Genomic DNA, 12,014 nt, shown 5'->3' with positions numbered 1-12,014 from the left:
CAGGTGACCCTGGTGACCTCGCCCGTGCGGACGACCTGCATCGCAGGCGGCCAACTCCGGAAGCATCCGATCCAAAAGGAAATCCCGACATGAAGAAATCGCTCGTCCTGGCCGGCCTGTTCGCCGCCGTCGCCTTGTCCGCCTGCGGCCGCAACGAGACCCCGGCCCCGGCGCCGGCCCCCGCCGCCAGCACGCCGGTTCCCGCCCCTGCACCGATGCCGGCACCCGCGCCGGCCGAGCCGCCGGCGGCTGCTCCCGCCGCCCCGGCCAGCGGCGACGCGTCCAGCGCGCCGTCCGCCATGCCGTCCACCACCGCTCCGGCTACCCCGGCCCCGGCGGCTACCCCGGCCCCGGCGGCCACCCCGGCGCCCGCCCCGGCCCGTTGATCGAACGGACCTCCATGAAAAGCCGCCTGAGGGCGGCTTTTCTCTTGGTCGCGTGCGCAATGGATGAGCTGGTCAGCGGAATGTCACTCCGCTGGACCAAGCCCATCTAGCATGCGCGCCCATGCAAACCGATTCCGCCTCCAGCTTCCGTCCCGCGCCCACCTCCACGCCGTCTTCGCGGCCCGGGTCAAGCGCGGCCGGCAGAACGCCCGCCATGCCGCTGAGGCCCGGCCAGCAGACCGTCACGATGCCCGCGCGAACACGGCTGGTGTTCTCCCGTGTGCAGGCGCCGGGGCATGCAGGGCCGGCGCTGCCTCCCAACCTCCGGGATGTCCTGGCGCAATTGTTCCCCGCGACCGCGCCCGCAGCGGCCGGCCCTGTCCAGTTCCCCCGGGTGGATCGCCTGCTGCGCAAGCACCTTCGCGCCGCCGATCTGCGCGCGGTCCTGCCTTCCCTGCTGGCTGCGCTCGAAGACTCTTGCGGCCGCTATCTGGCCATGGACGGCCTGGCACCGCGCGGCTATGCCCTCCAAGTCGCCTCCCACGTGCTCCATGTGGTGATGACCGTCGCGAACCTCCAGTTCTCGTCCCGCCTTCTGGAGGTCTGTCGCGAGATCCTGCTGGACCGCGTCGTCCGTCCAGATCGCCCGGGCCATGAGCAAGCCTCGGGTTTCATGCGTGTGGTTGCGCTGTCGGCCCTGAGTGCCATGGCGGATCGAGAGGTCAGTGTGGCGCGATTCGTGACTTCCGAGTGGCGTCACCGCCTGAGTCAGCAAGACGATCGCCTGAGCGACGCCACACGCATCCACCAGCTCGGCATGGCACTTGCGCTGGACCGCTCGCAAGACCTGGTGCGGCTGGAGCCGCTGCTCGACCGGCTGGGCGAGTCATTCCGCGATCCGCTGGTCCGCCTGGACTTGCACCGTGCATTCGTGCGCGGGGTCTGGTCGGGCGAGTACCTGTCCCGGCTGGCTTTCAGCGACCGGCGGGTTCGGCTCCTGAGCGACACGCTGGGGCAGGTGCTCCCCTCGGGCCACTGGCCGCAGGAGCTGTTGCCGGCAGCGCTCCTCGGCGTGCTGGAGGCCGTGCCGGCTGGTGAAGGGCATCGGCAGCTGCTGGAGCTGGCCACCGAGGTGAGCGCGAGCGACGCCCCGCCCGCGCTGGGCCTGGCTCGGCTGCGCGAAGCCATCCCCCTGGCCCTCGGTGTCCATGGGGCAGAGCGCACACGCAGCCTCGAATGCTTCGAAGGTTCGAGGCTGTTGGAGAACCCGACCCAACGCAGCCATTTCAGCTTTGCGCATCGAGTCGGAGCCGACCCTACTCGAGGAATATTCCCGTTGAGCGACGGGGAGGCCCGTGCGAACCGCCTGCGCGGCCATCTGCGGCTCTACCTGATCAAGCACCGCGTCCTTCCGCCCGGCCTCGAACGGATCGACCGCATGCACGCGCATGCCCCTCAGTTCTGTTCGAGCATCCGTAAGATCGCCGATACCTGCTGGGAAGAGGGGCGCGGTTACCTCATGGGCCAGCCCATTCCAGCGTCGCCCGCCCCGGGTTCCCCCGCCGCGCACTCGGTGATGCCGCCGCGTCCGGACGGAAAGGTCGCAGGGGACTCGTCGCCCGGGCCGACCAAGGGTTGATCGCAGCTTCGGCAGCATTCGTCAGACAGGCGTCACCTCCGCCCTGGCGCGCTGCCTAGCATCCGCCCCGCCAGCCCATCAGCCCAGTGGATGGACTCAACCTACGGGCCCCGGGCCCTCACTCGACATCGTTCATGTTCCCTTTCAGCGCATCCTCAGCCTCAAGCCGCCTTGCTCCCGTCTTCAACAATTCCGCGAAGGAGCGCGAAATGCCTGGCGCCCCCGACCGGATCAGCAGCGACGATCAGCAAGCGCCCATGGCGCCGCCCCTTCCTGTGCGGCGCGTTGCCGTGCTGCCCCCGCAGTCGGGTCAGGCTCGCGGGGATGCCAAAGCAGCTTCGCAGCCGGCGGCCGACCAGATGCGGTGGACGCTGGATACCGCGTGGGCGTTGGCGCAGAAGCTCGGTGGCACCACGCTGCATCCGGAGGCCTGCCAGTTGCTGGGCCGGCTAGCCAGGCTCCGCGTGAACGTGACCGGACTGTTTCCATCGATGATGGAGCACCTGGTCCGCAAGTGCGGCGGCGGAGCGGTTCGGCCTAGTGAATCCATCCGTTTGACGCGCCTCATCTTGCAGGAGGTCTTTCGGGCCGAGCAGGTACGCGATCCGGGAGCGGCCGAGGACCTGCGGGCATCGATGCTGAAGAGCGGCTTCGGCGCATTCGGAAGCCTCGACACAGGGCTGCGCTCCAGGATGCAAGTCGCCCTCATCGCTGCGGTTTCCAAGAGCCTGAAGCCCGATGCCGATGCAGGCAGGTACTGCGATCAACTGCCTGGCGTCTCGCGATGCGATGCCCTTGAACTCCTGGCCCACGGGCTGGGGCAGGCCGATGCCGAATTCGATCCCCACAAGCTCATGTTGTGGCTGGAGCAGGGCCGGGATGGCAAGGGGGGCGGGCGGCTCGCGCTCCTCGACGCATGCCGCTCCTTCATGCGCGCGTACGTGACCGGCCTTGCCAACAACCAGGATCTCGCCACCGGCGAGGGCGTGGACAAGGAGAAGTGGCCGTGCTCGGATGCGCTGTTGGGCCATGCCTTGCAGCGGGTGCTCCATTCGAAAGATTCCACCCCAGCGTCAGTCACCGCCCTGCTGCTCGGGTCCTTGGACGCGATGGCGCAGGAGCACCGGGCTGGCGTACTGCGGACCCTCTACGAGCGTCGGCGCACCCACTTCCCCGATGAACTTGACGCCATCCGGATCGCCCGGTGCGTCCCGCAGGCGCTGGCGCTGCACGGGATCGATACCAGGGATTGCCTGCCTCCGGACGTCGACCTGCGTGATGGAGCCGTGATCCGGTTCCTCGACGCCCACGCGGCCGCCCTCGATCCTCTGGCTCCGCTGTGCTCGGCCGATCACGTTCAGTTCGCCCAGCGGCTGCAGTCGTTCGCCGATTCCATGCTGCTGGCGCACCTGACCGGCCGCAGCCTGTGCGAACGCCTGCAGAACCTGTCCACCCGGCTGGCACCCGCCCATCACCAGGTCGTCGTGGAGCGCCTGCTCGACGGCCTCGGCGAGGCGGGGTCTGGCAAGCCTGCCGCCGGGCGAGCAGCACGGTCTGGCGGACCTTTACGACGAGGTCCTGCGCCAGCGGCGCTCGATGTTCCTGCGCGGGGTGCCATCGGCCGCCGGGGGGCCGGGCGGCACCGCAGCTGCGGCGGGCGCGGCGCCCGTCCTGGCTCTTGCGGCAAGCGTGGACGCTGCCCACGCCGGCAAACCAGCAAAGGACGCGGCCGGACTCGGCCGGGACCTCAGGCGGTGAGCCACCCGGTGCCGGTGGCTTCGTCGGCCACCAGCACGTCGCTGGCCCCGCAGCCCATGGCATCCGCCACGGCCGCCTGCGCCAGCTCGGGCCGGTTGTTCTGCTTGCTCAGGTGCGCCGCCACCACCTGCTGCAGTCCGGTGCTCGCGAGCCAGCGCGCCGCCATGGCGGCGGCGCCGTTGGCCAGGTGGCCGCGGTGGCCGCCGATGCGCCGCTTCAGGAACCACGGGTAAGGTCCCGACGAGAGCAGGTCCTCGTCGTGGTTGCACTCCAGCACCAGGGACCGGCAGCCGGCCAGGTTCTGCAGCACGTCGGCCGTGACGTAGCCGAGGTCGGTCACCACGCCCAGCCGCGTGGCCCCGTCGGTGCAGCGCAGGTGCAGCGGCTCGCGTGCGTCGTGCGGCACGGCAAAGGGGGTGAACTGCAGGGCGCCCAGCTCGATCGGTTCACCGTCTCGCACCAGCCGCAGCAGTCCGTCGAAGTCGGGTTCTTCGATGGCGGCATAGGTGCCGGCGCTCATGTACACCGGGATGCGCTCGCGCAAGGCCACGGCGCGGGCGCAGCCCACGTGGTCGCCGTGCTCGTGCGTGATGAAGATCGCGTCGATCTGGTCCGCCAGCAGCCCCGCGGCGCCCAGGCGCTTGGTGAGGTTGCGGATGCCCAGACCGCAGTCGACCAGCAGGTGGGTGGCGCGGCCGCCGCTGCGCGCCTGCACCAGGGTCGCGTTGCCGCTGCTGCCGCTGGCCAGGCTCTTGAAGCGCAACAAGGCTACTTCAGGTCGTCGGCGATCACCTGGACGATGCGCTGGGCGTTGGCGGACGCCTCGGGCGCGCCTTTCGCATCGAGCACGGAGACCGTGGTGGTGGGGCCTTCGCTGCGCACCGCGATCTGGAACTTCAGCGGATCGCCGCGGCGATCTCCCCGGTTGAACAGGCGGCCGAAGAAGCCGGGTTCCTTGCGATCGGGAGTGGGTTCGACGTAGCGCACGAAGTACAGGCCCTTGCTGCGATCACGGTCCTCGACGGTGAAGCCGGTGCGGTCGAGGGTCAGCCCGACCCGGCGCCAGGCCCGCTCGAAGCCTTCATCCAGGCGAACGACCGGCACATCGTTCGCCCGCTCGATGCGGGCGGCCGGTTGGGCGGGCGCGCTGGCGATCGCGGCCTGGGCCTGTTGCTCGGTCACCCCGAGCTTGACCATCAGGCGCCGCAGCATCTCGTTCTCGAGCTCGGGATCGGCCGGGCGCGGCTGCCAGGTGGTCTGTTCGCTTTCCTTGTCGGTGTAGACCTCGGCCATGCCACGGTGCGAGATGTAGATCTCGGTGCCGCCGCTGGGGGTCCGCTCGAGGCGGGTGCGGAAGCGGTCGCGTTCGGCGGTGGAGTAGGCGCTGTCGAACACGCGCCCGAGCAGGCCACGGACGAAACCCTGCGGGATCTTGGCGCGGTTCTCCGCCCAGTCGGTTTCCATGATGCCGAGGTTGGCCTGCTCCATCGTGAGCGAGAAACCGAGCTGCTGCCAAAACTCACGCAGCGGGCCCCAGAGCTGGTCGGCCGGGCGGTTGACCACCAGCCAGCGCTGGTCGCCGGCGCGCTCGATGCGCACGTCGCCGATGGCCGTGGCGGCGGTGGGGGTGTTGGGCGTGGCCTGGCCAAGCTGGTAGCTGCTGGCCGTGACCGTGCCGCCGGGGGCGACATAGCGCGCATCGCGGTTCAGCTGGGTCAGGTCGGGCGGTACTTCCAGCGAAGGCGCCTTGGAGGCGCTGCGGTAATCGATCCGGCTGGGTTCCATCACCGAGCAGGCGGCAAGCTGGGCGGCGGCGAGCAGCAGGGCCACTCGTGCAAATTGCTTCATCGGTCTTCCTAGGGGAGTCTCGTCGGCGCTGGTCAACGCGTCAGTGCAGCAGGTCGGCGGCACGCAAAGCCGCTTCCACGACGGGCTGGTTGGGGGCCGTGAGCGGCGTGAGGGGCAGGCGCAAGGCGCCTGCGCACAGGCCCATGCGGGCCATGGCCCACTTGACGGGGATCGGGTTGGCTTCGACGAAGAGGGCGCGGTGCACCGGCATCAGCTGGCGCTGGATCTCCATGGCGCGCTCTCGGTCGCCGGCGACGGCGGCCACGCACAACTCGTGCATCAGCCGCGGCGCCACATTGGCCGTGACGCTCACGTTGCCCTGGCCGCCGCACAGCATCAGGGCAACGGCGGTGGGGTCGTCCCCTGAATACACCGAGAAGCCGCGCGGCACGTCGCGGATCAGCCACTGCGCACGCTCGATGTTGCCGGAGGCTTCCTTGATGCCGACGATGCCGGGCACCTGGGTCAGGCGCAGCACGGTGTCGTGGGCCATGTCGGCGACCGTGCGGCCGGGCACGTTGTACAGGACGATGGGCAGGTCGCCGGTGGCTTCGGCGATGGCCTTGAAGTGCAGGTACATCCCCTCCTGGGTGGGCCGGTTGTAGTAGGGCACGACCTGCAGTTGGCAGTCGGCGCCAACCTCGCGCGCATAGCGCGCCAGCGATACCGCCTCAGCCGTGGAGTTGGCGCCGCAGCCGGCCATGATGGGCACGCGGCCGGCGGCATGCTCCACCGACACCCGGATGATCTCGCGGTGTTCTTCGACCGAGACCGTCGGTGACTCGCCGGTGGTGCCCACCACGCCGATGCAGTCGGTGCCTTCGGCGACATGCCAATCGATCAGTTTTCGCAGGCCCGCATAGTCCACGCTGCCGTCGTCATGCAGGGGGGTGGCCAGCGCCACGATGCTGCCGGTAATCGGTGTCATAAGGGGGGGATGTGGAGGGACGTGGGATTCTAACTAGAGCCTGTAGCGCCCGGGCTCGTGCTCAGCCGGTGCGTGCACGGCGGCCAGGCGCTGGACGAAGCGGGCCGGCGCCTCCAGGAAGCCATCCTCGTAGGCCACCACGCGAAGGCAGGCGAAGGCGCGCAGCAGTTCGCCGGGTCGCAGCAGGAAATCGGGCCGCGACGGTCGGCCCACCGTCTCGTTGCCCTGCGCGAAGGTCTCGTACAGCAGCACCCCGCCGGGGGCGACGCTCTCGGCCAGCACCGGCAGCAGCGGGCGCCACAGGTAGTTGGTGACCACCACGGCGTCGAAACGGCGGCCGGGGAAAGGCCAGGGCCCGTTCTCGATGTCGGCGCACACCGCCTCGCCCAGCGGTTGCAAGGCGGCGATGGCCTCGGCGTTGCGGTCGACGCCGCAGACCGCATGGCCCCGGCCGGCGAACCATCGCAGATGGCGCCCGCTGCCGCAGGCGACGTCGAGGACGGTGCCGCCAGCCGGGACGAGAGGGGCCCAGCGCCGGACCCAGTCGGAAACGGGCTCGCTGCCGTGCATCAGTTGAAGCAGGCCCAGATCTGTTCGGAGAGCGTCACCAGCACCTCGGGCCGGTCGTACAGCGCGAACACCAGCAGCAGCACGGCCAAAGCCGCGCCATAGGCCATCCCGCGTCGAACCCAGGCCTGCATGCTCAGGCCCCTTGCGCCACCGGCCGGCGCTGGATCGGCGCCTCGCGAACCGGCAGGTTCACCAGCGCGGCGAACACCCCCAACGCGATGGAGAGATACCAGACGACGTCGTAGCTGCCGGTGCGGTCGTACAGGAAGCCACCCATCCACACGCCCAGGAAGGAGCCGACCTGGTGGCTGAAGAAGACGAAACCGCTGAGCATGGACAGGTGTGCCACGCCGAAGATCTGGGCCACCGCGGCGCTGGTCACCGGCACCGTGGACAGCCACAGCAGGCCCATGACGGCCGAGAACACGTAGACAGACGCCGGCGTGAGCGGCGCGAGCAGGAACAACGCGATGGCGATGGCCCGGCTGAAGTAGATGAAGGCCAGGATCTTGCGCTTGGCCAGCCGCTGGCCCAGGGAGCCGGCGATGTAGGTGCCGAACACGTTGAACAGGCCGATCAGCGCCAGCGCGTAGCTGGCCACCTGCGGCGACAGGCCGTGGTCCTTCAGGTAGCTGGGCATATGCACGCCGATGAACACCACCTGGAAACCGCAGACGAAATAGCCGGCAGTGAGCAACTGGAAACTGGGATAGCGGAACGCCTCCTTCACCGCCTGCCGCACGGTCTGTTCGCGCACCGGCCGCTGGCCGCCGGCAAAGCCGGGTTCGCGCAGGCCGAAGGCCATGGGCGCCACCAGCAGCACCGTCATGGCCAGCAGCAGCAGGGAGGTCTGCCAGCCGGTGGTGCTGATCAGCAGGCCTTCGACCGGCACCATGAAGAACTGTCCGAACGACCCCGCGGCCGCCGCCACCCCCATGGCCCACGAGCGCCGGTGCGCCTCGACCTGCCGCCCGATCACGCCGTAGATCACCGCGAAGGTCGTGCCGGCCTGCGCCATGCCGATCAGCACCCCGGCGGCGATGGTGAATTGCAGTGGCGTGGTGGCCAGCGCCATGCCGGCGAGTCCCGTCGCATAGAACAGCGAGCCGGTGAGGATCACGCGGAACGCGCCGAAGCGGTCGGCCACGATGCCCGCGAAGATGCCCGAGATGCCCCACACCAGGTTCTGGATGGCGATGGCGAACGAGAAGGTTTCCCGCGTCCAGCCCTGGGCCTGCGTGATCGGAAGCAGCCACAGGCCGAAGCCGTGGCGGATGCCCATGGACAGGGTCACGATGGCGGCGGCGCAGATGAGGACCTGCGCCGTGGACAGGCGGGCGGGAGGTGCTGACATGCGGCTGAATGTAGCGAAAGCCGAAGTCCCGCGTCCGCCGAGGCGTTGCGCCCCGCCTGGCATCTGTGGATGCATCCAGTGCTTGGGTGGCCTGTGTCTACAATCGCCGCTCCCATGGCCAGCAAACCGACCCCCGCCTATTCCGAAGAGTCGATCCGTGTGCTCAAGGGCCTCGAGCCCGTGAAGCAGCGGCCCGGCATGTACACCCGCACCGACAACCCGCTGCACATCATCCAGGAGGTCCTGGACAACGCGGCGGACGAGGCGCTGGCCGGGCATGGCAAGCGCATCCGGGTCACGCTGCATGCCGACGGCTCGGTCAGCGTCGAGGACGATGGGCGCGGCATTCCCTTCGGCCTGCACCCCGAAGAAAAGGCGCCGGTCATCGAGCTGGTCTTCACCCGCCTGCACGCGGGCGGCAAGTTCGACAAGGGCAAGGGCGGGGCCTACAGCTTCTCGGGCGGCCTGCACGGCGTGGGCGTCTCGGTCACCAACGCGCTGGCGCGCCGCCTCGAGGTGGTCTCGCACCGGGAAGGGCAGGTCGCGCGGCTGGTGTTCCAGGACGGCGACGTCACCGAGCCGCTGCAGCTGCGCAAGGCCCAGGAGGGCGACCGCCGCCAAGGCACCGCGGTGCGCGTCTGGCCCGACGCCAAGTATTTCGAATCGTCCCAGCTGCCCTTGGCCGAGTTGTCGCACCTGCTGCGCAGCAAGGCGGTGCTCATGCCCGGCGTGGCGGTCTACCTGGTCAACGAAAAGACCCGCGAGACCCAGAGCTGGCAGTACAAGGGCGGCCTGCGCGACTACCTGATGCAGACGCTCGGCGGCGACCCGGTCATCCCGCTGTTCGACGGCGAAGGGTACGCGGACAGCAACGAGACCTTCGCCGAAGGGGAGGGCGCCCAGTGGTGCGTGGCCTTCACCGAAGAGGGCCAGCCGGTGCGCGAGAGCTACGTCAACCTGATCCCCACCAGCGCCGGGGGCACGCACGACAGCGGCCTGCGCGATGGCTTGTTCAACGCCGTGAAGAGCTTCATCGAGCTGCATTCGCTGCTGCCCAAGGGTGTGAAGCTGCTGCCCGAGGACGTGTTCGCCCGCGCCTCCTACGTGCTGTCGGCCAAGGTGCTCGATCCACAGTTCCAGGGGCAGATCAAGGAGCGCCTCAACTCGCGCGACGCGGTCCGGCTGGTCTCCAGCTTCGTGCGTCCGGCGCTCGAACTTTGGCTGAATCAGCACGTCGACTACGGCAAGAAGCTCGCCGAGCTGGCCATCAAGGCCGCGCAGACGCGGCAGCGGGCCAGCCAGAAGGTGGAAAAGCGCAAGGGCTCGGGCGTGGCCGTGCTGCCGGGCAAGCTCACCGACTGCGAGAGCCGCGACATCACGCACAACGAAGTCTTCCTGGTCGAGGGCGATTCGGCCGGCGGCAGCGCCAAGATGGGCCGCGACAAGGAATGCCAGGCGGTGCTGCCGCTGCGCGGCAAGGTGCTCAACACCTGGGAGGTCGAGCGTGACCGGCTGTTCGCCAACACCGAGATCCACGACATCGCGGTGGCCATCGGGGTCGATCCGCACGGCCCCAACGACACCCCTGACCTGAGCGGCCTGCGCTACGGCAAGGTCTGCATCCTGTCCGACGCCGACGTCGACGGCTCGCACATCCAGGTCTTGCTGCTCACGCTTTTTTTCCGCCACTTCCCCAAGCTGATCGAGACCGGCAACGTCTACGTGGCCCGGCCGCCGCTGTTCCGCGTGGATGCGCCGGCACGGGGCAAGAAGCCGGCTTCCAAGAGCTACGCGCTCGACGAGGGCGAACTCACCGCCATCCTCGACAAGTTGCGCAAGGAAGGCGTGCGCGAGGGCAGCTGGACCATCAGCCGCTTCAAGGGCCTGGGCGAGATGAGCGCCGAGCAGCTGTGGGAGACCACGCTGAATCCGGATACGCGCCGGCTGCTGCCGGTGAAGCTGGGGAAGTTCGATTTCGCGGGCACGGTCAGCCTGATCACCAAGCTGATGGGGAAGGGTGAGGCCGCGGCGCGTCGTGAGCTGATGGAGCTGCACGGCGACGAGGTGGACATCGACGTATGAACCAAGAGGCTTTCACAAGCTCGGACCGGCCGCGGTTGACACCGTTCGCCCTGAGCCTGTCGAAGGGCCCCCGCCTCCATCCGTTCGCCCTGAGCTTGTCGAAGGGTTTGAAGCCGTTCACCCTGAGCCAGAAGCCGTTCACCCTGAGCCAGAAGCCGTTCACCCTGAGCCAGAAGCCGTTCACCCTGAGCCAGAAGCCGCTCGCCCTGAGCCAGAAGCCGTTCGCCCTGAGCCTGAAGCCGTTCGCCCTGAGCCTGTCGAAGGGCGCTGGAAGCGGTCCTGCCGGAGGAGATGTCTTCGCATCAGCTCTTGTAGCGGTCGTGGCTTGCCGGGATTTCGCCCCGGCGGGCGAGTCCCTTTCTTTGTCCCGCCAAAGAAAGGAACCAAAGAAAAGCGACCCCACTGTCTGCGTCCCTCGCCGCCCTGCGGGCGCCGAGGGCAACCTGCGGTGCTCGGGCGGCGGGGGAAGCGCAGAAACTCGCCCCTGCGGGGCTCAGAGATCTGCGCTTCTTTTCCCCCACCGCCCTGCGCTCCTCGGCGCAGCCACAGGGGATTTTCTTCACGGGCCATCGCTGCGCTCGGCCTTGGGGAAAGGGCCCGCCTCGTCCTGGTGGGGGCTCGCCGTGGTGGCGCTGTTCGCACTCGCGGCTTCGCTACCGGCCCACGCCGACCTATGGGGCTACATCGACGACCGCGGCGTCGCGCACCTGGCGCCGGAGAAAATCGACGCCCGCTATCAGCTGTTCTTCCGCGGCGACCGCAGCTTCGACACGCGTGAACTCACGCCAGCCGAACCGGCGGGATCCGACGACGAAGACGGGGCCGCTCCCGATCCGCTTCCGCGCAGGCTGCAGGCCTTCTTCGACACCTCGCCCGCCTACCTCGGCGTGCGCCCGCTGTTGCGGGAGACCGCCCAGCAGCACCGCATCGACTACGAACTGCTCAAGGCGCTGATCGTCACCGAGTCCGGGTTCGATCCGCGCGCCATCTCGCCCAAGGGCGCGGTCGGCCTGATGCAGGTCATGCCCGCCACCGCCGAACGCTGGGGCCTGAAGGGCGATGCGCGGCGGCCGGTGCCCGAGCTGCTGACCGAAGCCCGCACCAACCTGCGCATCGGCGCGCGTTACCTGCGCCACCTGATCGACCTCTTCCCCGGCCGGCTGGACCTCGCCCTGGCGGCCTACAACGCCGGGGAGGGCGCCGTGCAGCGCGCCGGCAACCGTATTCCCGACTACCGTGAGACGCAGGCCTACGTGCGCAACGTCCTGCAGATCTACCACGGCCTCAAGCCGCCCGCGCCGCGCATGCAGGCCCGCGCACCGCAGCGTGTGCGCGTGGAAATGCCGGCGCCGCCGCCCATGCTGCGCGGCGGTGCCATCGGCCGCGGCAACATGCCGGCCGGCCTGCACGCGGCCCTGCCGAATCCTTCCGACACGACTCCCGACTAGA

General features: G+C 69.2%; 12 protein-coding genes. 4 read left to right on the top strand and 8 right to left on the bottom strand.

All coding sequences use genetic code 11. From position 1 onward, the window contains the following. Positions 1-89: 89 nt before the first annotated feature. Positions 90-386 carry a hypothetical protein gene (locus JI739_RS03925; protein WP_201682515.1) on the top strand — a complete coding sequence of 99 codons (297 nt, stop codon included), beginning with the start codon at positions 90-92 and terminating at the stop codon, positions 384-386. Positions 387-600: 214 nt separating this feature from the next. Further along, entirely contained in the window at positions 601-2,025 is a 1,425-nt protein-coding gene (locus JI739_RS03920) for a hypothetical protein (RefSeq protein WP_201682514.1), read from the top strand. A gap of 449 nt (positions 2,026-2,474) precedes the next feature. Here JI739_RS03920 and JI739_RS03915 read toward each other — a convergent pair whose 3' ends face one another. The 8 genes from JI739_RS03915 to JI739_RS03885 all read right to left on the bottom strand — a co-directional run bounded on the left by JI739_RS03915 (position 2,475) and on the right by JI739_RS03885 (position 8,483). Further along, positions 2,475-3,077 (bottom strand): hypothetical protein, encoded by a 603-nt coding sequence (locus JI739_RS03915; protein WP_201682513.1) that lies wholly within the window; start codon positions 3,075-3,077, stop codon positions 2,475-2,477. Between the two features lie 21 nt (positions 3,078-3,098). Next, entirely contained in the window at positions 3,099-3,497 is a 399-nt protein-coding gene (locus JI739_RS03910; protein ID WP_201682512.1) for a hypothetical protein, read from the bottom strand. A gap of 275 nt (positions 3,498-3,772) precedes the next feature. After that, positions 3,773-4,549: an MBL fold metallo-hydrolase gene (locus JI739_RS03905; RefSeq protein ID WP_201682511.1), complete on the bottom strand. Its 777-nt coding sequence runs from the start codon at positions 4,547-4,549 to the stop codon at positions 3,773-3,775. Between the two features lie 2 nt (positions 4,550-4,551). Further along, entirely contained in the window at positions 4,552-5,631 is a 1,080-nt protein-coding gene (bamC, locus tag JI739_RS03900; RefSeq protein ID WP_201682510.1) for an NlpB/DapX family lipoprotein, read from the bottom strand. A 40-nt stretch (positions 5,632-5,671) separates the two neighbouring features. After that, on the bottom strand, positions 5,672-6,559 hold the full coding sequence (gene dapA, locus JI739_RS03895; RefSeq protein WP_201682509.1) for a 4-hydroxy-tetrahydrodipicolinate synthase: 888 nt from the start codon (positions 6,557-6,559) through the stop codon (positions 5,672-5,674). A 33-nt stretch (positions 6,560-6,592) separates the two neighbouring features. Then, entirely contained in the window at positions 6,593-7,129 is a 537-nt protein-coding gene (locus JI739_RS03890; RefSeq protein ID WP_201682508.1) for a class I SAM-dependent methyltransferase, read from the bottom strand. Then, positions 7,129-7,260 (bottom strand): hypothetical protein, encoded by a 132-nt coding sequence (locus JI739_RS24695; protein WP_255520161.1) that lies wholly within the window; start codon positions 7,258-7,260, stop codon positions 7,129-7,131. The genes JI739_RS03890 and JI739_RS24695 overlap by 1 nt, the downstream gene beginning before the upstream one ends. A gap of 2 nt (positions 7,261-7,262) precedes the next feature. Further along, positions 7,263-8,483 (bottom strand): MFS transporter, encoded by a 1,221-nt coding sequence (locus tag JI739_RS03885; protein ID WP_201682507.1) that lies wholly within the window; start codon positions 8,481-8,483, stop codon positions 7,263-7,265. Between the two features lie 114 nt (positions 8,484-8,597). Between JI739_RS03885 and JI739_RS03880 the strand changes: the two genes are divergently transcribed. Beyond that, the gene (locus JI739_RS03880; RefSeq protein WP_201682506.1) at positions 8,598-10,565 is read left to right on the top strand and encodes a DNA topoisomerase IV subunit B; all 1,968 of its coding nucleotides are present in this window, start codon (positions 8,598-8,600) and stop codon (positions 10,563-10,565) included. Between the two features lie 35 nt (positions 10,566-10,600). Further along, positions 10,601-12,013: a lytic transglycosylase domain-containing protein gene (locus JI739_RS24350; RefSeq protein ID WP_236589049.1), complete on the top strand. Its 1,413-nt coding sequence runs from the start codon at positions 10,601-10,603 to the stop codon at positions 12,011-12,013. Position 12,014: the final 1 nt, after the last annotated feature.

The organism is Ramlibacter aurantiacus (assembly GCF_016722895.1).
Lineage (GTDB): Bacteria > Pseudomonadota > Gammaproteobacteria > Burkholderiales > Burkholderiaceae_C > Ramlibacter > Ramlibacter aurantiacus.
This window is presented reverse-complemented; position numbering and strand designations above follow the sequence as displayed.

Bases quoted from the DNA above. Each gene is read 5' to 3' on its own strand.
- JI739_RS03925 (WP_201682515.1), top strand. From the start codon at position 90: ATGAAGAAATCGCTCGTCCTGGCCGGCCTGTTCGCCGCCGTCGCCTTG.
- JI739_RS03920 (WP_201682514.1), top strand. From the start codon at position 601: ATGCCGCTGAGGCCCGGCCAGCAGACCGTCACGATGCCCGCGCGAACA.
- JI739_RS03915 (WP_201682513.1), bottom strand. From the start codon at position 3,077: ATGGAGCACCCGCTGCAAGGCATGGCCCAACAGCGCATCCGAGCACGG.
- JI739_RS03910 (WP_201682512.1), bottom strand. From the start codon at position 3,497: ATGGGCGGGTGCCAGCCGGGTGGACAGGTTCTGCAGGCGTTCGCACAG.
- bamC (WP_201682510.1), bottom strand. From the start codon at position 5,631: ATGAAGCAATTTGCACGAGTGGCCCTGCTGCTCGCCGCCGCCCAGCTT.
- dapA (WP_201682509.1), bottom strand. From the start codon at position 6,559: ATGACACCGATTACCGGCAGCATCGTGGCGCTGGCCACCCCCCTGCAT.
- JI739_RS03890 (WP_201682508.1), bottom strand. From the start codon at position 7,129: ATGCACGGCAGCGAGCCCGTTTCCGACTGGGTCCGGCGCTGGGCCCCT.
- JI739_RS24695 (WP_255520161.1), bottom strand. From the start codon at position 7,260: ATGCAGGCCTGGGTTCGACGCGGGATGGCCTATGGCGCGGCTTTGGCC.
- JI739_RS03885 (WP_201682507.1), bottom strand. From the start codon at position 8,483: ATGTCAGCACCTCCCGCCCGCCTGTCCACGGCGCAGGTCCTCATCTGC.
- JI739_RS03880 (WP_201682506.1), top strand. From the start codon at position 8,598: ATGGCCAGCAAACCGACCCCCGCCTATTCCGAAGAGTCGATCCGTGTG.